The organism is Nocardia harenae NBRC 108248 (genome assembly GCF_001612885.1).
GTDB lineage: Bacteria > Actinomycetota > Actinomycetes > Mycobacteriales > Mycobacteriaceae > Nocardia > Nocardia harenae.
Genome location: NZ_BDBH01000004.1, coordinates 984,270 through 1,002,736 on the forward strand (window position 1 = coordinate 984,270; position 18,467 = coordinate 1,002,736).

Sequence of the window (18,467 nt, forward strand, 5' to 3'; positions counted from 1 at the left end):
GGGTCACCGTGGAGGTCAAGCGATCACTTTTCTGCGGTCGCCCGAAAAGTGCAGGTGGCGAACACCTTCGACGCAGTTCAGGAACGAGGCATGGCAGCTCATCAACGGCTCATGAACATGATGTTCGGAACGATCTGTTCCCAGGTCGTCGGCACCGCCGCCCGCCTCGGGCTCGCTGATCAACTGGGCGACGACGAACTCGGCTACCGAGAACTGGCCGCCCGCACCGGGACTCATCCCGGCGCGCTGGCGCGGTTGCTCCGGGCGCTGGCGGCCCTCGGCATCCTGGTCGAGACCGCACCGGGGACCTTCCGGCTCGGCGAAGCGGGCCGGCCGCTGCGCACCGACGTGCCCGACTCCCAGGCGGCAGCGGTACTGCTCTTCACCGATCCGGCGCTGCTGGATTCCTGGAAGCTGACCGAGCAGGCGGTGCGCACCGGGGAGCCGACCTTCGAGGGGCTCTACGGCACCGACTTCTTCGGCTTCCTCGCCACCCAGCCGGAGCTCTCCGAGCGGTTCAACGCGACCATGCGGCAGGTGAGCCTGCCGATCGCACAGCTGGTTCCGGTGAGCTACGACTTCACCAGGCACCGGACCGTCCTCGATATCGGCGGCGGCGACGGCACCCTGCTCGCCCAGATCCTCAAAGGCGCGCGCTCGGTGCAGGGCATCGTCTTCGACTCACCGAGCGGGGTCGCCGAGGCCGAGACGACGCTGACCGCGGCGGGCGCCGCCGATCGCTGCCGGATCGAGGCGGGCGACTTCTTCGCCGCGGTGCCCGACGGCGCCGATCTGTACGTACTCAAGAACATCCTGCACGACTGGGACGACGAGCGCTGCGGCACCATCCTGGCGAACTGCCGCAAGGCCGTGCCCGCCGACGGCAGGCTGCTCATCGTGGAGTCGGTGCTGCCCGAGGTGATCGACACCGCGGACCCGGCCCCCTACCTCACCGACATCAGCATGCTCGTCAATATGGGCGGCCAGGAGCGTACCCGCGACGAGTACGAAACTCTCTGTCGCGAAGCCGGTTTCGCGGTCATCGCGGTGCACCCGACGGTATTCCCGACCTCGTATTCGCTGATCGAGGCCATGCCGGTCTGAACGGGAGCACGACCCATGCTGCACAAGTCCCGCCCGATCGTGGTCGACCTGATGGCCGCGGATTTCCACGAGCGCGCCCACGATGTCTACGACGAGCTGCGGGCCAGGTCACCGGTCGTCTTCGCCGAACTCCCCGAGCAGCCGGCCCGCGGATTCTGGCTGGTCACCGGCTACCCGGCGGCCGCGGCGGCGCTGCGGGAGAGCCGGCTGGCGAACAATCCCCGCGCCCTGCTCTCCCCCGCGCAGCTGGCGGCGCGGGCGCGGTCCGGGCTGGTGGAGCCGCCGAACAGCATGCTGCTCTCCGATCCGCCGGAGCACACCCGGCTGCGCAGGGCCGCGCAGCAGGCGTTCACTCCCCGCTCGGTCACCGCCATGCGGCCCGCGGTGCTCCGGCACGCCGGGCGGCTGCTCGACGCCGCCGAGCGAACGGCCCGCTCCGGTGACGGCACCGTGGACCTGCTGCACGCCTTCGCCTACCCGCTGTCGCTGACCGTGCTCGGCGAGATCCTCGGCTTCCCGGAGGCGTGGCACGCGGGGCTGCACGACCTCGCGGTCCGGGCCGCGACCGCCTCCACCCCGCTCTCCGGCCCCGACCCCGCGCTGCGCGATCAGCTCGACGCCTACACCCGCGATCTCGTCGTGCTCAAGCGCGCCGTCCCCGGCGACGACCTGGTCAGCAGGCTGGTGCACCCGGCCGCCGAGAAGGACACGCTCTCCGACGACGAGCTGCGATCCATGATCGGCCTGCTGGTGGCCGCGGGTTTCGAGACCTCGGCCAACCTGATCGCCTGCGCCGTGCTGGCGCTGCTCACCCATCCGGAGCAGTGGGCGGCGCTGCGCGCCGACCCCGAACTCGCGGGCGCGGTCGTGGAGGAGACCATGCGCTACTGGGGCCCGGTGGAGTCGGCGACGATGCGGCTCGCGCTCGCCCCGCTGGAACTCGGCGGGCACCGGATCGAGCGCGGCGACCGGGTGCTGGTCTGCACCGCCGCCGCCAACCGCGACCCGGCGCACGTGCCGGACCCGCACCGCTTCGACATCCATCGCGCGCCCCGGCCGCACCTGGGGTTCAGCCACGGCCTGCACAACTGCATGGGGGCCGCGCTGGCCCGCGCGGAGGTCGCCATCGCGCTGACCACCCTGCTCGAGCGCTGGCCCCGGCTGCGCACCGCCGACGACCGCGCCGAGCCGCGCTGGCGCCCCGGCATGGGGCTGCGCGGCCTGCGCACGCTACCCGTCCGTCCCTGACCGCGCGCTTTCCGAGGACCAGGGGCAACCGGCCCCACCAGCACGAGGAGTTCCACCATGACCATTCCGGACGCACCCCGGTACGACGTCGCCATTCTCGGCGCCGGGATCGCGGGCAGCACGCTGGCGGCGATCCTGGCCCGCCAGGACCTGTCGGTCCTGCTCATCGATGCGGGCGTGCACCCGCGCTTCGTGGTCGGCGAATCGACCATCCCGCACGCGACCACCACCATGCGGGTGCTGGCCGAGCGCTACGGCGTTCCCGAACTCGCCGCGCTCACCACCTTCCAGGACACGGCAGAGAAGGTGACCAAGACCTGCGGGCAGAAGCAGAACTTCGGCTTCGTCTACCACGAGGACGACCAGCCCTACGACCCGCGGCGCGCCAACCAGGTGGTGCTCGCCTCCGGCTACCGCAGGGCCGAATCGCACTGGTTCCGCCAGGACATCGACTCCTACGTCTACCACCTCGCCGTGCGCTACGGCGCCACCGCCAGGATGGGCACCAGGATCGCCGACATCGAGGTCGACCCGGAGCGCGGGGCGGTGCTCCGCTCGGCGGGCGGCGAGACTTTCACCGCCGAGTACCTGGTGGACGCCACCGGTTTCCGCTCGGTGCTGGCCGAGCGGTTCGGGCTGCGCGAGCAGCCGACCCGCGCACGCACGCACTCCCGTTCGCTGTTCACCCACATGATCGGCGTCGAACCCTTCGACGATGTCGCGCCGGTCGACTACAACCCGCCGACGCCGTGGCACAACGGCACCCTGCACCACGTCTTCGACGGCGGCTGGCTCTGGGTGATCCCGTTCGACAACAACGACAGCTCGCTGAATCCGCTGTGCAGCGTCGGGCTCACCCTCACCGGGGACGCGGTCTTCGACGACCGCCCCGACCCGGAGCAGGAGTTCCGCGCTTTCCTGGAGCGCTTCCCCGCCATCGGCAGGCAGTTCCGCGAGGCCACCGCGGTCCGGCCGTGGGTCAGCACCGGCCGGTTGCAGTACTCGGCCACCGGGACCGTCGGCGACCGCTTCTGCCTGACCGCGCAGTCCGCGGGCGCGATCGACGCGCTGTTCTCCCGCGGCCTGGCGAACTCCTTCCAGACCGTGAACGCCCTGGCCTGGCGGATCATGGCGGCCAAGCGCACCGGCGACTGGTCGGCGGCCGCCTTCGCCGGGCTGGACACGCTGCAGCAGCGCATGTTCGACGCGCACGACGACCTGGCGTACACGTCCTACGTCGGCTTCCGCGACTACGCGCTGTGGGACGCGGTGATCCGGGTGTGGCACACCTACAGCTTCTACAACGACGCCGCCCTCGAGCACTCGCTCTCCCGGTACTTCTCCACCCAGGACGACGAGGTCTTCCGCACGCTGGAGCGGGCCGACTCGGCGCTGGCGGTGACCGTGCGGGAGCTGCTGACCTTCGCGCGCGAGACCTGCGAGGCGGTGGATCGCGGGGAGCTGAAGCCGGCCGATGCCGCGGACGCCATCATCGCGCGGATCAACCGGGACCAGTTCTTCCCCGACTACCTGCCGCACGGCAACCCGGAATTCAAGTACGTCGACATCAGCCAGGACCACGCGATGCGGTTCATGCAGTGGACGCGCAGTGGCGCGCCGCGCTGGATCAGCGAGGCTTTCGCCTGATCCGTGCCCACAGCCCCCCGGCTTCATTCGGCGCCGGGGGGCTGTGCGACGGCTATGCCGAGGCGCTCACCTTCCAGTGCCGCGCCCTGATCTGCGCGGCCCACATGGCGCTGTAGCGCCCCTCCTGCGCCAGCAACTCCTCGTGCGTGCCGCGCTCGGCGACCCGGCCCTCCTCGAGGACGAGGATCTGATCCGCCGCCACCACGGTGGAGAGCCGGTGCGCGATCACGACCACGGTCTTCGCCGCGACCAGCGCGTCGATCGCCTCCTGGACGTAGACCTCGCTCTCGGTGTCCAGCGCCGCAGTCGGCTCGTCCAGCAGCACGATCGGCGCGTCCTTCAGGATCGCGCGGGCGATCGAGATGCGCTGGCGCTCACCGCCGGAGAGCGCGCCGCCGATCTCGCCGACCCTGGTGTCGTAGCCGTGCGGCAGCCGCTGCACGAAGGTGTGCACATTGGCCGCGCGCGCCGCGGCCTCGATCTGCTCCTGGGTGGCGTCCGGCGCGGCCATCGCGATATTGGCGCGGATGGTGTCGTCGAACAGGTACACGTCCTGGAAGACCACCGCGATATTGCGGTAGATCTCCACCGGGTCCAGGTCGCGCAGCTCCAGCCCGCCGATCCGGACGCTGCCGGACCCGGGGTCGGCGTACCGGGTGAGCAACTTGGTGACCGTGGTCTTGCCGGACCCGGACGGGCCGACCAGCGCGGTCAGCGAGCGCGCGGGCGCGGTGAAGGAGACCCCGCGCAGCACCGGGGCCTCGGCGTCGTAGCCGAAGTGCACGTCCTCGAATTCCAGGTCGTAGCCGGTGATCCTGGCATCGGTGGTCGCCACCGGGAGCGCGGGAGCGGCGAGCACCTCGCCGACCCGCTCCAGCGCCGAGTCGATGACCTCGAAGATCGCGGAGAGATTCGCCATCTGCGCCATCGGCTCGGCGAAGCGCACCGCCGCGGCGACCACGGCGATCAGCAGCGCCGCCGACATGTCCGCATCGAGCACCAGCGCAGCGCCGAGCGCGACCATGCCCACCAGGCACAGCTGGACCACGCTCGCGGCCAGCAGGCCGGGCCAGGTCAGCCGCTTCTGCATGGCCGACATGGCCTCGTTCTGCTCCTCCAGCGTCTCCACCAGGCGCCGCGACGAGGTGCCGATCTGCCCGGTGGCGCGCAGCACCGGCAGCCCCTGCACGTACTCGACCACCCGGCTCGCCGCCGCGGCGTCGGCCGCGTCGGTGCGGCGCGCGCCCGCCCCGGTGATCTGCTGGATCCGCCGGACGAAGAGCACCGCGAAGGGCAGCGCGATCAGCAGCACCAGCCCGAGCCGCCAGTCGACCGCGAGGATGACCGCGGCGATGATCACCGGGACGGTCACCATCTGGATGAACAGCAGCGCCATCCCGGAGGTGCCCATGGTCGCGTTGGCGGCATTGCTGCCCATCACGGTGGTGAGGTCGCCCGCGGCCCTGCGCTCGAGGTCGGCCTGCGGCATGGTGCGCAGCTTGTCGCCGAGCCGCATCCTGGTGCTCGCGAGCACATCGGCCCACCGGCCGAACTCGAATCGCAGCTGGCCGTAGTGGAACCCGGCCTGGAGCACCCAGCAGGCCACCAGGATGGCGAACCAGGTCCAGGCGGCGCCGGTGTCGACCTCCGGGCGGCTCAGCTCGTACAGGATCGGGATCAGGGTGGCGTAGGCCGCCGCCTGCATGACCGAGCCGAGCAGCGCGAACCACAGGGTGCGGCGGAACTCGGCGCGGTAGTCACCGGCGGCGAGCAGCATGAGCCGCAGGATTCTGCTCATCGGTCGGTGGCCTTCCCGGTCGTGCCGAGGCCCCAGCCCCTGGCGCGCTGATGGTGTTCCCAGAGCCGGGCGTAGCGCCCGCCCGCCGCGACCAGCTCGGGGTGCGTTCCGGTCTCGGCGACCCGGCCGGACTCCAGCACCACGATCTGGTCGGCGTCGACGATCGTCGAGAGCCGGTGCGCGATCACCAGCACGGTCCGGCCGCGGGTCAGCGCGGCGATGGCGTCCTGGATGGCGGCCTCGTTCTCCGGGTCGGCGAACGAGGTGGCCTCGTCCAGGATCACGATCGGCGCATCCGCGAGCAGTGCCCTGGCGATGGTGATCCGCTGCCGCTGCCCGCCGGAGAGCCGCGCACCGCGCTCGCCGACCGGAGTGGCGTAGCCCTGCGGCAACTCCCCGACGATGAAATCGTGCGCCTGCGCCGCCCTGGCGGCGGCCTCGACCTCCTCGTCGGTGGCCGCGGGGCGGGCCAGCCGGATGTTCTCGGCCACGGTGTCGGAGAGCAGGAACGGATCCTGGAAGACCATCGCCATGTGCTTCAACAGCTCGTCGGAGCCGACCTCGCGGACATCGACCCCGCCGACCAGCACCTGCCCGGCATCCACGTCCCAGAACCGCGGGATCAACCGGGCCACCGTGGATTTCCCGGAGCCGGAGGGGCCGACCAGCGCGCACACCGTCCCGCTCGCAATGCGCAGGTCGACGCCGTCCAGCGCGTCCCGGTCCGCGCCGGCGTACCCGAACCGGACGCCGCGGAACTCGACCGTCCCGTCGGCAGGCACCTTCGGCTGCTCCGGTTCCGGCAGCGCCCTGATGTCGAGCAGCTCGACGATCCGCGCCGCGCCCGCCTTCGAGTCGTTGATCAGGTTGGAGAGGTTCATCAGCGGCACCACCGACTCCACCGGGAGGGTACCGATCAGGATCGCCGCGACCAGCGTCGCGGGCGACATGGAGCCGTTCGAGGTGAGCCAGATGCCGACGGCGGTCACGATCACGATGGTGGGCAGCGGCGCCACCGTCAGGTTGGCGAAGATCATCGCGCTGCGGTTGTTGTTCTGCCAGTTCGTGGTCGCGACGTTGAACTGCTTGACCCGGTCGACGAAGCGGCGGAACGAGACGGTGCCGTCGTCGAAGGTCCGCACCACCGGCATGCCCTGCACGAACTCGACCGTCGCCGCGTTGATGGCCTCGTTGGCCTCGTCGTAGCGGCGCCTGGTCTCGACGTAGTCCCGCAGCGTCAGCTGCATGCCGATGAAGACCACCGGCAGGAACAGTGCCACCGCGAGCAGCAGCCGCCAGTCCACGAAACCGAGCGCCACCAGCGCCGCGATCGGCTGCGCCACGGTGAAACCGGCCAGCGGCACCGCGTCGGCCACCGCCATGTGCAGGCCGCGCACATCGTCCTGGACGACCTTCTTCACCGCCCCCGAGCCGAGCCGCTGCGCCTCGCCGAGCGGCACCCGCCCCAGGTGCGCCGCGAGATCACCGCGCAGCCGCTGCTCGAGATCGAAGGACGCCAGGTGCGAGAGCAGGAAGGACCACGCGCGCAGCGCGAAGCGGCCGAGGAAACCGGTGGCGGCGAGCACCAAGAAGGCCACCACGGTGCCGGTGTCGGTCTCGGCCTCGAAGAGCTCGCCCAGCGCCAGCGCCAGCCCGACGAACCCGGCCACACCCGCCGTCCCGCCGACGGCGGCGACCGCGAGCGACGCGCCGAGCCGGCCGCGCACCGGCTCGGTGACCCGGAACAGCGCGCTGCCGGGTGTCACCCCCGGCTCTGCCTCGACCTCCGGCGGTGCCGGTTGCACCTCGCTCACCTGGAGCGATGTCGCGGTGTCACTCATTGTCGCGCCCCTGCTGAATCAGTGAAAATGATTGTCATTAGATGCTGGCGGGATACTAGCACAGGTTTTTCTAACACGTTTTTTTATTGTGCGGACACCCGGGCGGCGCTGCCGAGACCGTCGACGCGGAGAATGGAGCGCCGTGCCGAATACCGAGCCCCGCCGCCGCGGCCGACCGGTCGCCCTCGACCGCGAGACGGTCGTCGCCGCCACCGACCGGATGCTCGCCGCCGACGGCGCCGCCGGCTTCAGCATGCGGCGGCTCGCCGGTCACCTCGGGGTCAGCACCGCGGCGATCTACCACCACTTCCCCACCAAGAACGCGCTGTTCTTCGCCGTGCTCGACGCGCGCGCGGCCACGCTGCCCCGGCCCGAGCTCCCGGCCGACCCGAGGGAGCGGCTGGCCGCCATCGTCGGCTACCTCATCGACACCCTGCATCAGCTCCCCTGGGTGGTCGACCTCCTGATCACCGGCGAGTCCTACGGCCGCGCCGCGATGTGGATCATCGACGAATTCATCAGCTGCGCGACCACGCTCGGAGCCACCGACGCGGAGGCGGTGACGATGTACGCGGTGCTGTGGCGCTTCACCCTCGGCGAGCTGAGCGCGCGGAAGGCCGCGGCGGAACGCAGCGCCGGCGCACCCGGGCACTGGACCGAATCCGCCGCACCGGACCTCGCGGACGACTTTCCCTCGGTCGTCCCCCTGCTGGGGCAGTGGACAGCGCTGGTGGAGCGCTACGATTCGACCGCGGCCGTGCGCGCGATCATCGACGGACTGCTCGCGCACCTCGGCTCTGCCCGAGGCTGAGTCTTCCGGTACCCGGTCCACTGCGACCAGCGGTCGCCTTCTCCATGCGTAACGCCCGCGTGGTCGCTGTCGGTCGTCATGTTGAGCAGCGGGTGGGCTTCCTCGACGTAGACGCGCAACCCGTCGAGCACCAGGAGGCTGCCCGCGGCGGCGAGTTCGTCGCCGTGCACATCCCAGCCACCGAACCGCGCCCCCGCATCACACATCACCAGGAAAGCCCGTCATGCACGGGATTTCGGATCGATCCGAGGTAGTTCACGATGGTTCGGCTACCGCGGAAATCGTTCGAGGAATTGCTTCGGCAGGTGCCGGTTCAGGACCGATCGAATTCCCCACCGCGGACGCCCGCGGTAAAGGCGTCCCACTCACCGGGGGTGAAGACCAGCGCAGGACCTGGCGCGTTCTTGGAGTCCCGGACGCCCACGTGACCGTTGTCCAGGTGCGCGACCTCGACGCACTCGTTGCCGCCGCTGCTGCGACTCGACTTGAACCACTTCGCGTTGGATAGGTCCGCTGTCACTGCTCGTACTCCCTTGCTATGCGCCGGAGCGCCTGCTTGCTGTCTGCTGCCGATAAGCTGGCGGCGACGAGACCGTCGAACGCCTCGCGGTACTGCTCGATCGCCGCCGGCTTGTCGTAGTACATGTTCCCACGGAAACTCTCGATGAAGACCGTCGGCTTCTCGCCTGTAGCTCGATCGAAGTCCAGGATGATGAAGGGGCCCGGCGCAGCGCCGAGGGGGTAGCCGGCAGTAAACGGCAGCAGCCTGATGGTTACGTTCACGGGCAGATCGGCGAGGGCGAAAAGCTGCTGGTTCATCGCCCGCGGGCTGTGCACCAAGCGTCGCAGCACCAGCTCGTCGAGCACGAGTTCCACCTGGACGGGAGTGCGCCGTCGAGTAATGATCCGCTGCCGGTTGAGCCTGATGCTCATCAATTGATCGAGCTGCGCCTCGGAGAGCTCCGGGTGCAGCCGCTCGTTCAGGGCCCTCGCGTAGGTGGGCGTCTGGAACAGCCCCATGATGATGTCGGGCCGGTACACCGACAGCTTGGTCGCCGCCGCCTCCAAGCTGACGTACAGCTCGAAATCCTTGCGGATCGCGGCGCTGAACTCGTCCCACCACAGCCCCTCGCCTTCGTTCGAGGCCGCGACCTTCGCCAGCTCCAAGAGCCCGTCCAGTTTTTCGGTGGTCTCGTACACCTCGCACAGGGCACGGATGTCGAGCAGCCGGATTCGGCCCGCCTCGCCCTTCTCCAGGCGTTGCAGCGTGCCCGTCCCCCGCTCGATCAGCCTGGCGGCGTTGGCAATCGACATCCCCGATTCGAGGCGCATGTCCCGCAGGTGACGGCCGAGCTGGCGGCGCGGGATCGTCGTCAGCGGCTTCTTCGGACTGGGCATGGTGGGCGGCTTCTTCCTGATGATTGGGCCGGCTGGGCGCGGATGAATGGTTGGCGCGGTCCGGCGCGGCGGGAACGGTGGCCCACCGGTTGCCGGGACGCGAAATCGTAAGCACTGGAACATCTTCTGGGACTTTGGGCGCATGTCGCTGGGCGTGCCATTGCAGCATCCCACCGGCCCTCAGCCGTTGTCTACTGGCGTTGAAGCGACCGGCGATGGGCAGGGGGCACGGCATGGTGACGGTGGACGAGCGATGGCTGGATTGCGGCTTCGACCCCGACCACCTGACCCCGCAATCCGCCGAGCTCATCCTCCGCTGGCACCAGCACTCCCCCGGCCACCACTGCCTACCGGAAATCGCGGCACTCGCCTTCCTCTCCGAACCCGCCGCCGGGTACGACTGGGAATAACCGTGGACAGGCACATACGGATCGCCTTCGCATCCGGTCCGACCTTCGACTACCGGGTCAGCGACACCGCGGCGGAACACCTCGAGAGCACCCTGCGGGCCTGGGCCCCGGATGCCGAGATCACCGTGGACGACCACGTGACCGACGCACTGCCCGCGCTCCCCTGCGCATCTCTCTGGGAGCCGTGACGCGCCGGAAGCGGCACCCGGGCGGGTGTGGACCGACTACGGTCGGGTAGGACCCCCGCACACCCGCGGTGAGGTCCGGAAGGTCAGGCGATGAGCGCTACCGGCGATACCCCCGTTGCCCTGCGGCAGGAATTCCCGGCCGCGGCCGAAGAGCTGGCCGGGGTCCGCACCCGGCTGCGCGAGTGGCTGGCCGGCGTCCTCACCGACCCCCGCCACGCCTACGACCTGCTGCTCGCCACCATCGAGGCGTGCACCAACGCCGTCGAACACGGGCACCACGAGGATCGGCGTCCGATTCTGCTCGAGGCGCGGGTGCAGCGGGACATGGTCCGGGTGACCGTCACCGATCACGGGACGTGGAAGACACCCGCGGCAGGCGCCACGAATCGGGGCCGCGGGCTGGCACTCATCGGCGCCCTCGTGCCCGAATCCCGCATCACCGTCGGTGACACCGGCACCGTCGTCGAACTCGCCGCGCCCCTGCTCGCCACCTGAGCGAACGCCGCGGCCACACTGCGGGCGACCTAACTCGACATACATCACGTCGCCCTGGCGGTATCGACCCCATTGACGGATGTCGATAAACCGCGAGATCTTCTCCGACTGAGGGTCCGGCCATGACGACCACCGAACTTCCCCCCGGCACTACTCCCGCCTGCGCGGGCATGCACAGGTGGCTGCGCCGCGGCATCAGTACTGCTGCTGAGGCCGCCGGATGACGGCGCTGGCCCCGACCCCGCCGAGCAGCGACATGATGCACAGCCCCGCGATCAGGTTGATGGCGGCCGTCGCGATCTTGGCGTCCCAGTTCGCCACCAGGGTGAACGGCACCAGCGTCGCGAGCGCGGTGAGCAGCCCGGTGATCCAGTAGTAGAACTGCATCGGGCTCGGCATGAGCGCCAGCAGCAGGTTCAGCAGCCCGGCCGCGGCGATCGCGGCGGCCGCTCCCGCAATGGCGTACGAGGTGGTCGAGACCGTGCCATAGGCGCCGGCGCCCTCGGGCGAGAGCACCGCGATGCCGAGGATGCCGCGGATGAGCATGATCAGCACCACGATCACCAGCGCGACCACCGCGGCGGTGCCGACGGCGCCCGCCCACAGGCGGCCGAGGTTGATCTTCGGCTCTCGCCGCTGCTGCTGCTGGGGCCGCTCGGCTCCGCGGTAATCGTCCGACTCGTATTCGTACCCGGGCTGCCCGCCGTACCCCTGCTGCCCGGCATACCCCTGCTGCTGCGCGGGGTAGGCCTGGGTGCGCGGGTACTCGCGGCGCTGCGGGTCTTGCCGACCGTAGTTGTACGACGGATCCGTCATAGCCCGAAAGTACCCGCTCCGGGCGAAACGACCCACCCGAATCGGCGGCATGTCCACCCGGCTGGCACATCCGATCCGCCCGCGAGCCGGATGCGGTGGCGATCCCGAAGTCCGGTCGGCGCTAGCCGTGCAGGACGCCGAGCAGTTCCTTCTCCAGCGCGACGAATTCGGGAGCGGCCAGTATCGACAGGTCCCGCGGGCGCGGGAGCTCGACGCGGACCTCGCGCAGCACGGTGGCCGGGCGCGCCGAGAGCACCACGACGCGGTCCGACAGGTAGAGCGCCTCCCGGATGTCGTGGGTGATCATCAGCACCGTCCACCGGTACCGCTGCCAGACCTCCTGCAGCCAGGCCTGCATGTCCGTGCGGGTCAGTGAGTCGAGCGCGCCGAAGGGCTCGTCCAGCAGCAGCAGATCGCGATCCTGGACCACCGTGCGCAGCAGCGCCGCCCGCTGCCGCATCCCGCCGGAGAGCTGGGCGGGACGGGCGTCCTCGAAGCCGGAGAGCCCGAAGATCGGGAACAGCTCGCGGGCCCGGCGCCTGGCCTCCGCCCTCGGCACGCCGCGCACCAGCAGCCCGAGGGTGGTGTTGTCGAGGACGGTGCGCCACGGGAACAGCAGGTCCCGCTGCGGCATGTAGGCGCAGTGCGGACCGGCGGCGTCCCTGCCGAAGTCGATCGAGCCGGAATCCGGGGTGTCCAGCCCGGCGAGCATGCTGAACACCGTGCTCTTGCCGCACCCGCTGGGGCCGATGACCGAGACGAACTCGCCGTGCCGCGCGGTGAACGACACCCCGGCCAGCACGGCACGGCGCGCGCGGCCGTCCAGCAGCGGGAAGGACTTGGTGAGCGCGTCGACGACCAGCACGCCGCCGGAGTCAGCCACGATCACTCGCCCACGGGGCGACGACCCGCTGCACCGCGAAGGTGAGCAGGTAGAGCGCGATGCTGAGCACGGCGGTGACCAGGACCGCGGCCAGTACCAGGTCGGTGCGGAACGAGTTCTTCTGCAGGCTCATGTAGATGCCGAGCCCCTCGCGCGCGCCGACGTACTCGGCGAAGACCGCGCCGACCACCGCGTAGGTGATCCCGATCCGCAGCGCGGTGAAGAACCGGGGCAGCGCCGACGGCAGCCGCACATAGCGGAAGACCTGACCGCGCGAGGCGCCCATACTCCGCAGCAGCGCACCGGCGTCCCGATCGGCCGCCGCGAACCCCTCGATCAGCCCGATCGCCATGGGAAAGAAGGTGACCAGCGCGACCACCAGCACCTTCGGCAGCAGCCCGAAACCGAACCAGATCACCATGAGCGGCGCGATCGCGATGATCGGCAGGGTCTGCGAGGCGACGAAGAGCGGGACGAAGGCCCGGCGCAGCCACGGCGAGAAATCCACCAGCACGGCGAGTGCCCAGGCCAGGGTCAGCGAGACCGCGAAGCCGGTCAGGGTCACCTGGAGCGTGGCGGCCGCGTGCCCGGCGATCTCGGCACGGTGCCCCCAGCCCTGCTGCGCGACCCGCAGCGGGGACGGGAGCAGCTGCGGGCGAATCCCGCTGACCTCGACGTAGCCCTGCCAGAGCGCGATCAGCAGCGCGACCGTCACAACCGCGGGCAGTAGCCGCCGGACCCCCGATCCCCGCGAGATGTCAAGCGGGGGTGAGGTATTCATTGGTGAAGTACCGCGACCAGTCGGGCTCTTCCGGCAGCGGCCCCCCATCGGGGCCCGCGAGCAGCCCCTTCCGGTAGAGGAAGCCGGAGCCGGCTGCCCACTGGTCGAGTGCCTGCGCGCCGACCCGGCCGTCGGCGGCCTTCATGTACTGGTTCGCGAGCATGCGCTGGCTCTCGAAGACCAGGTTCTCGTCGGTGAAGGCGCCGGGGTTGGCGGCGATGACGTCACGCGCGGCGGCATCCGGGTCGTCGGCGGCGAGCTGGTATCCGCGCTGCAGGGCTTGGACGAAGGTCGCCGCGCGCTCCGGGTTCGCCGTCAGCCAGTCCTGGTTGGCGTCGATCACGATGGCGTAGGTGTCGGGGAAGCCGTAGTCGGTGTAGCGGAGGTACCGCATGGGGGTGCCGCGGTGCTCGGCCTCGATCCCCTCCCAGCCCAGATACGACACGGTGAAGTCGGCCTGCCCGGAGTAGACCGCCTCGTAGGCCGAGGTGCCGAGGGTGACCGCGGTGAAATCGCCGGTGCCGCCGTCGTTGCGGATCACCTGCTGCAGCGCCTCCACCTCGCCGGGCTCGCCGAAACCGGCGTAGGTCTTGCCGTCGAGGTCGCGCGGGCGGGTGATGTCGGTGCGGTCGCCCCGCACCCCGATCCCGGTCGCCCAGTGCCGCAGCGGCGCGAGGACCGAGACGGTGTGCGCGCCGGAGGTCCGCGCGAAGGTCGACTGCCACTGGGTGCTGATGCCGAATTCGGCGTTGCCCGCGTCGACGACCGTGCCGACGGCGGTGTTGTTGTAGGGCAGCACCTCGACGTCGAGGCCGGCGTCGGCGAACCAGCCGCGCTGCAGCGCGACGAAGAGGCCGGTGTGGTTGGTGTTCGGCGTCCAGTCCAGCGCGAAGCGGATGGTCTGCCCCCGGTCGCCGCTCGAGCAGGCGGTGAGCGCGGAGAGCACCGCCACGGCGGCGATCGCGCGTGCGAGGGCGCGGCGCAGGCGGCCGCTCATCCGGCGGGCCAGGGCTGCGGGTGCAGGGCGGTGTCCCAGAACATCAGTTCGTAGCGGGTGGCGATGACGAAGGCCGTCTCCATGGCCGCCAGGTCGGCGGGGCCCGCGGTCGCGGCCGCCGCGTCGACCAGCGCGCGGGCCGTGCCGGCGGATTCCTGGAACTCCGGTGCGCCGTAGGTGGAAACCCACTGCGCGTAGGGGTGTCCGGGGTCGGCGGCGAGCACCTCCGATGCCGTCGCGGCCAGCCCGCGGCCCACCTCGGCGTAGATCCAGAAGCACGGCAGCGCCGCCGCCGCGCCCACGGCGTAGGACTCGGTGGCGGCGGTGGCGGTCAGGTAGGAGAGGTACGCCAGGCAGGCCGTCGAGTGCTCGGGCTCCTCCGCCCGCTCCGGGATCCGGCCGTCGGCGAGCAACTCCCGGTGCAGCGCGGTCTCCACCGCCACCGCCGTCCCGGCGGAGTTCGCCCAGAATCGCGCGGTCTCCGGATCCGGCGATTTCGCCGCCAGCAGGGAGAGCGTCTTGGCGTAGCCCGCGAGGTAGAGCGAATCCTGCTCCACGTAGGTGCGGAAGACCTCGAGCGGCAGCGTGCCGTCGCCGAGGCGGCGCAGGAACTCCAGCTCATCGATGGCGCCGCGCAGTTCTTTCGTCCGATCCCACAGGTGGTCGGTGAAGCGTGCGGATTCGGCGGGTTGCGCGCGCAAACCAGGACATCCCTTCGTCAGCATTACCTGAACAGGTTCTCGGGTCTCATCTCAGCCCCGCCGGCGCGGAGCACCCCGTGTCGTAACGATTTCGACCATAGCAGCGGACGATGCCCCGGTGGGAGCCCGCTTCCGCGGCCCGCTGTCCCCGGCGGCCCGCCTACTCCGCCGGGGGCAGGTCGTCGTCCCGCTTCTCGATGCGGCGCGGCCGGGCCATGCGCGGCGCGTTCGGGCGCCTGCGCCTGCGGGCGCCGAACTCGACGATCTGCGCGTCGCGCTCTCCCTCTCCCGGCTCGGCGGCGGGCGGCGCGGGCGACCAGGCTCCGGTCTCGGCCTGGAGTTCGGAGCGGGTGACCGGGCGGGTGGGGGGCGGGTCGCCGGGGCGGCTGTTCTCCTGGCGCCACGGCCTGGGGTGCTGGCCGCCGGGCTCCTCCGGCACCCGCCGGGGGCGGCGCGGGAGCCGGACGACGTTCGAGGAGCCGTCGTCGTCGCGCGCGGGTTTGATGCCGTCGAGCCTGCGGCGCAGCTGGTCGCGCATGCCGCGTCTGCCGGTGTCGGGCTCTTCGTCGTCCGACATGCCGCTAGGGGTCGAGCTGCGGGCTGATCATGACACTCACGTTCGTATTGTCCCTCGAGATGGCCGCCGCCGTCCGTCCCGGAAGGGTGCGGATCGGTTACGGTGCGGCCGTTTCGCCGGCCGCCTCCCTGGCGCCGCGCACGGCGAGCTTGTCGGCGCGCTCGTTCTCCGGGTGCCCGGCATGGCCCTTCACCCACTCCCACGCGACATCGTGGCCCGCGCAGGCCTCGGAGAGCCGCTGCCACAGGTCGGCGTTCTTCACCGGCTCCCGCTTCTGGGTCAGCCAGCCGTTCGCCTTCCACTTCGGGATCCAGGACAGGATGCCGTTGCGGACGTAGGTGCTGTCGGTGTAGACGCGAACGGTCGAGCGCCTGGTCAGCGCCTCCAGCGCCCGGATCGGCGCCATGAGCTCCATCCGGTTGTTGGTGGTGGGGCCGGGATCGCTGCCGTAGAGCTCGCGCTCGTGCGCGCCGTAGCGCAGGACCGCGCCCCAGCCGCCGGGGCCCGGGTTCGGGGCGCAGGCGCCGTCGGTGTAGATCTCGACTTCCACGCGGTGAGACTACTGGTGCCTGGCGTGCCGGGTGCCGTACCACTCCTCGCCGACCGGTTCTCCGGCGAGGTTCCAGCTCCAGGACTCGACCGGCGTGATGCGCAGGTAGTAGCCGGGCCCCACCATGCCCGTTCGCTCGACCGGCGGCTCGGCGCGGCCGTAGACCCGCATGCCGCGGGCGATGAACGGGTCCAGCGAGACGAGGTCGTCGACGACCAGGGCCACCTCGGCATTGCCCGCGGCGACATTGCGCGCCTTGCGCGTCGCGGGGAAGGTCGCGCCGCCGCCGACCCAGAACGCGGTGCCGTCGAACTCGAAGGCGACCGGGACGACGTCGGGTTGCCCGGCGGCGGCGCGGGTGGCGAGGCGGGCGAGCGGCTGGGAGCTGAGGTAGGCGAGTTCGGCGTCCGTGAAGGTCATGGTTTCGGATTATCCGAGCCCGCCGCGGCGTCGCACGGAAGCGGCGCGGCGATGAATTCCCGCGGCGGGGGCCGTCCTAGCTTCGGGAATCCCGACGACAGGAGCGCACCATGGCTGACCCCGCCCTCTGGGCCATGATCCACACCGAGCGGCGCGCACTCGCCGACGACCTCGCCGAGCTGAGTGCGGAGCAGTGGGCGGCACCGTCGCTGTGCTCGGAGTGGACCGTCGAGGAGGTGGTCGCGCACCTCACCGCCGCCGCCGACACCGGTCCGGTGCGCTGGGTCCGCAGTATGGCCGGCGCCCGGTTCGACGCCGCGAAGCACAATGCGCGGCGCATCGCCCAGTATCGGGGCGCCGATCCCGCCGAGACCCTGGCCCGGTTCCTGGCGGTGGTCGACAGCACCACCGCGGCCAGCGGCCACACCGCGGCCTGGCTGGGCGAGGTCGTCGTGCACGCACAGGACATCCGGCAGCCGCTCGGGCTGCCCGCCCGGCCGGGGCTCGAGGCCTGCACCCAGGTCGCGCGCTTCTTCGCCTCCCGCAATTTCGCGGTGAACAGCAAGGACGCGGTGGCGGGGTTGCGGCTGGAGGCCACCGACGGGCCGTTCGCGGCGGGGGCGGGTCCGCTGGTCACCGGGCCGACGCTCGCCCTCGTCATGGCGATGGCGGGCCGCGGCGCCTACCGCGCGGAGCTCACCGGGCCCGCCGTGGCCGCGCTGGGTGCACCGAGCCCGCAGCGGTAATTCACCTGCCGCTGGTAGACCGGCGCCGTCACCAGGTCTCCCGGGCGACTCGCAGGAAGTTGGCGCTGAGCACGGCTTCGATCTCGGCGGGTGCCCACCCGCGCCGGGTGAGGTGGTCGCCGAGGGTCAGGAAGGTTTCCGGCGGCATCCAGGTGAGGGGGCCCCAGCGGGTGTAGGAGTCGTCGAAGAGGTGCGGGTTGCGGGCGATCTCGGCCAGGAAATCCGCGGCGTCGAAGGAGTGGTCGGTGCTCACCCCGACGTGGTCGATGCCGACGAGCTCGACGGCGTATTCGAGGTGGCGGGTCATGGCCTCGAGGGTGGGGGTGTTGGGGCCGAGGAAGATGCCGACGCCGGTGATGCCGACGACGCCGCCGGTCTCCGCGCAGGCCCGCGCTTGGTCGTCGGTGATATTGCGAGGGTGGTCCCAGACCGAGCGCAGACACGAATGGCTGTAGACGACCGGGCGGGTGGAGATATCGCACATGTCGAGCCCGGTTCGCGCGCTGCAGTGGGAGCCGTCGGGGACGACGCCCGCCGCGTTCATCCCGGCGATCAGGTCGCGGCCCCAGCGGGTGAGGCCGGGGTTGTCGGTGTCGAGGCAGCCGCCGCCCGCGATATTGGCGTGGTTGTAGGTGGGGGCAAGGGTGCGCACGCCGAGGGCGGCGAGCCGGGACAGGTTGCCGAGGTCGCCGTCGAGGGGTGCCGCGTCCTCGAGGTCGAAGGCGATGGTGATCGTGCCCGGCGGGGTGCCGGGGATCTGCTCGGCTTTCTCGGCGAGAGACAGCCCCGGGTGCGCGGCGACGGCCCTGCGGTAGTGGTGCAGCAGGCGGGTGGCGTCGGCGAAGGAGTGGGGTGAGTAGCCCGCGTTGATCGAGACGAACGTGGAGCCGGAGTGGGCGAACCGGGTGACGGGCTCGACCGGGGCTGTGCTGTTCAGGGGAAGACACGCGTGCTGATCCCAGAGCAGGCTCATGGACCGATTCTCGCGCGCGGCGGCAGCCGGATGCCGGGACCCCCGGCATCGATGGCCGCGGAAGCGGGGGCTGGTGACCTGGT

The 18,467-nt window shown here is 71.0% G+C and carries 21 protein-coding genes and 1 riboswitch; of the genes, 8 read left to right on the forward strand and 13 right to left on the reverse strand.

What is annotated here, in order from left to right; all coding sequences use genetic code 11:
* The first annotated feature begins 90 nt into the window (after positions 1–90).
* Genes NH2_RS10630 through NH2_RS10640 form a run of 3 tightly spaced genes read left to right on the forward strand, consistent with a single transcriptional unit; the run spans position 91 to position 3,999 of the window.
* Positions 91–1,104 carry a methyltransferase gene (locus NH2_RS10630; RefSeq protein WP_084505388.1) on the forward strand — a complete coding sequence of 338 codons (1,014 nt, stop codon included), beginning with the start codon at positions 91–93 and terminating at the stop codon, positions 1,102–1,104.
* A gap of 15 nt (positions 1,105–1,119) precedes the next feature.
* Complete coding sequence (locus tag NH2_RS10635) at positions 1,120–2,352, forward strand: cytochrome P450 family protein (protein ID WP_067651955.1); 1,233 nt, start codon at positions 1,120–1,122, stop codon at positions 2,350–2,352.
* A gap of 57 nt (positions 2,353–2,409) precedes the next feature.
* Positions 2,410–3,999 (forward strand): NAD(P)/FAD-dependent oxidoreductase, encoded by a 1,590-nt coding sequence (locus NH2_RS10640; RefSeq protein ID WP_067651957.1) that lies wholly within the window; start codon positions 2,410–2,412, stop codon positions 3,997–3,999.
* 52 nt (positions 4,000–4,051) lie between these two features.
* Here NH2_RS10640 and NH2_RS10645 read toward each other — a convergent pair whose 3' ends face one another.
* Positions 4,052–5,797, reverse strand: a complete 1,746-nt coding sequence (locus NH2_RS10645) for an ABC transporter ATP-binding protein (protein WP_067651959.1) — start codon at positions 5,795–5,797, stop codon at positions 4,052–4,054.
* Complete coding sequence (locus NH2_RS10650) at positions 5,794–7,638, reverse strand: ABC transporter ATP-binding protein (protein WP_084505389.1); 1,845 nt, start codon at positions 7,636–7,638, stop codon at positions 5,794–5,796. The genes NH2_RS10645 and NH2_RS10650 overlap by 4 nt, the downstream gene beginning before the upstream one ends.
* A 142-nt stretch (positions 7,639–7,780) precedes the next feature.
* On the opposite strand from NH2_RS10650, the gene NH2_RS10655 reads away from it, so the two are divergent.
* Positions 7,781–8,449 carry a TetR/AcrR family transcriptional regulator gene (locus tag NH2_RS10655; RefSeq protein WP_067651962.1) on the forward strand — a complete coding sequence of 223 codons (669 nt, stop codon included), beginning with the start codon at positions 7,781–7,783 and terminating at the stop codon, positions 8,447–8,449.
* Positions 8,450–8,762: 313 nt separating this feature from the next.
* Here NH2_RS10655 and NH2_RS28060 read toward each other — a convergent pair whose 3' ends face one another.
* Both NH2_RS28060 and NH2_RS10660 read right to left on the reverse strand, forming a co-directional pair.
* Entirely contained in the window at positions 8,763–8,969 is a 207-nt protein-coding gene (locus NH2_RS28060; RefSeq protein WP_084505390.1) for a DUF397 domain-containing protein, read from the reverse strand.
* Positions 8,966–9,847: a helix-turn-helix domain-containing protein gene (locus tag NH2_RS10660; RefSeq protein WP_067651965.1), complete on the reverse strand. Its 882-nt coding sequence runs from the start codon at positions 9,845–9,847 to the stop codon at positions 8,966–8,968. The genes NH2_RS28060 and NH2_RS10660 overlap by 4 nt, the downstream gene beginning before the upstream one ends.
* A 200-nt stretch (positions 9,848–10,047) precedes the next feature.
* On the opposite strand from NH2_RS10660, the gene NH2_RS10665 reads away from it, so the two are divergent.
* From NH2_RS10665 to NH2_RS10675, 3 genes are all read left to right on the forward strand, one after another.
* Entirely contained in the window at positions 10,048–10,257 is a 210-nt protein-coding gene (locus NH2_RS10665) for a hypothetical protein (RefSeq protein ID WP_157103679.1), read from the forward strand.
* A gap of 2 nt (positions 10,258–10,259) precedes the next feature.
* Positions 10,260–10,445 carry a hypothetical protein gene (locus NH2_RS10670; RefSeq protein ID WP_067651971.1) on the forward strand — a complete coding sequence of 62 codons (186 nt, stop codon included), beginning with the start codon at positions 10,260–10,262 and terminating at the stop codon, positions 10,443–10,445.
* A gap of 90 nt (positions 10,446–10,535) precedes the next feature.
* Positions 10,536–10,940 carry an ATP-binding protein gene (locus NH2_RS10675; protein ID WP_067651974.1) on the forward strand — a complete coding sequence of 135 codons (405 nt, stop codon included), beginning with the start codon at positions 10,536–10,538 and terminating at the stop codon, positions 10,938–10,940.
* Positions 10,941–11,135: 195 nt separating this feature from the next.
* On the opposite strand, the gene NH2_RS10680 is transcribed toward NH2_RS10675, so the two are convergent.
* The 8 genes from NH2_RS10680 to NH2_RS10715 all read right to left on the reverse strand — a co-directional run bounded on the left by NH2_RS10680 (position 11,136) and on the right by NH2_RS10715 (position 16,665).
* A complete protein-coding gene (locus NH2_RS10680; protein ID WP_067651977.1) occupies positions 11,136–11,756 on the reverse strand; it encodes a DUF6069 family protein in 621 nt (206 codons plus the stop codon).
* A gap of 121 nt (positions 11,757–11,877) precedes the next feature.
* Positions 11,878–12,639, reverse strand: a complete 762-nt coding sequence (locus NH2_RS10685; protein ID WP_067651980.1) for an ABC transporter ATP-binding protein — start codon at positions 12,637–12,639, stop codon at positions 11,878–11,880.
* Entirely contained in the window at positions 12,632–13,420 is a 789-nt protein-coding gene (locus NH2_RS10690; RefSeq protein ID WP_067651984.1) for an ABC transporter permease, read from the reverse strand. The genes NH2_RS10685 and NH2_RS10690 overlap by 8 nt, the downstream gene beginning before the upstream one ends.
* Complete coding sequence (locus NH2_RS10695) at positions 13,398–14,417, reverse strand: ABC transporter substrate-binding protein (RefSeq protein WP_067651987.1); 1,020 nt, start codon at positions 14,415–14,417, stop codon at positions 13,398–13,400. Before NH2_RS10695 ends, NH2_RS10690 begins: the two co-directional genes overlap by 23 nt.
* Positions 14,414–15,118: a TenA family protein gene (locus tag NH2_RS10700; protein WP_067651992.1), complete on the reverse strand. Its 705-nt coding sequence runs from the start codon at positions 15,116–15,118 to the stop codon at positions 14,414–14,416. Before NH2_RS10700 ends, NH2_RS10695 begins: the two co-directional genes overlap by 4 nt.
* Positions 15,111–15,206: riboswitch (TPP riboswitch) on the reverse strand. It overlaps the preceding gene by 8 nt.
* A gap of 72 nt (positions 15,207–15,278) precedes the next feature.
* Positions 15,279–15,695, reverse strand: coding sequence for a hypothetical protein (locus NH2_RS10705; protein ID WP_067651994.1), 417 nt, complete (start codon positions 15,693–15,695; stop codon positions 15,279–15,281).
* Between the two features lie 97 nt (positions 15,696–15,792).
* Positions 15,793–16,245, reverse strand: coding sequence for a ribonuclease HI (gene rnhA / locus NH2_RS10710; RefSeq protein ID WP_067651997.1), 453 nt, complete (start codon positions 16,243–16,245; stop codon positions 15,793–15,795).
* A gap of 9 nt (positions 16,246–16,254) precedes the next feature.
* On the reverse strand, positions 16,255–16,665 hold the full coding sequence (locus NH2_RS10715) for a PPOX class F420-dependent oxidoreductase (protein ID WP_067652000.1): 411 nt from the start codon (positions 16,663–16,665) through the stop codon (positions 16,255–16,257).
* Positions 16,666–16,775: 110 nt separating this feature from the next.
* On the opposite strand from NH2_RS10715, the gene NH2_RS10720 reads away from it, so the two are divergent.
* Entirely contained in the window at positions 16,776–17,411 is a 636-nt protein-coding gene (locus NH2_RS10720; RefSeq protein ID WP_067652003.1) for a maleylpyruvate isomerase family mycothiol-dependent enzyme, read from the forward strand.
* Between the two features lie 28 nt (positions 17,412–17,439).
* On the opposite strand, the gene NH2_RS10725 is transcribed toward NH2_RS10720, so the two are convergent.
* Positions 17,440–18,384 carry a dipeptidase gene (locus NH2_RS10725; RefSeq protein ID WP_067652006.1) on the reverse strand — a complete coding sequence of 315 codons (945 nt, stop codon included), beginning with the start codon at positions 18,382–18,384 and terminating at the stop codon, positions 17,440–17,442.
* Between the last annotated feature and the right edge of the window lie 83 nt (positions 18,385–18,467).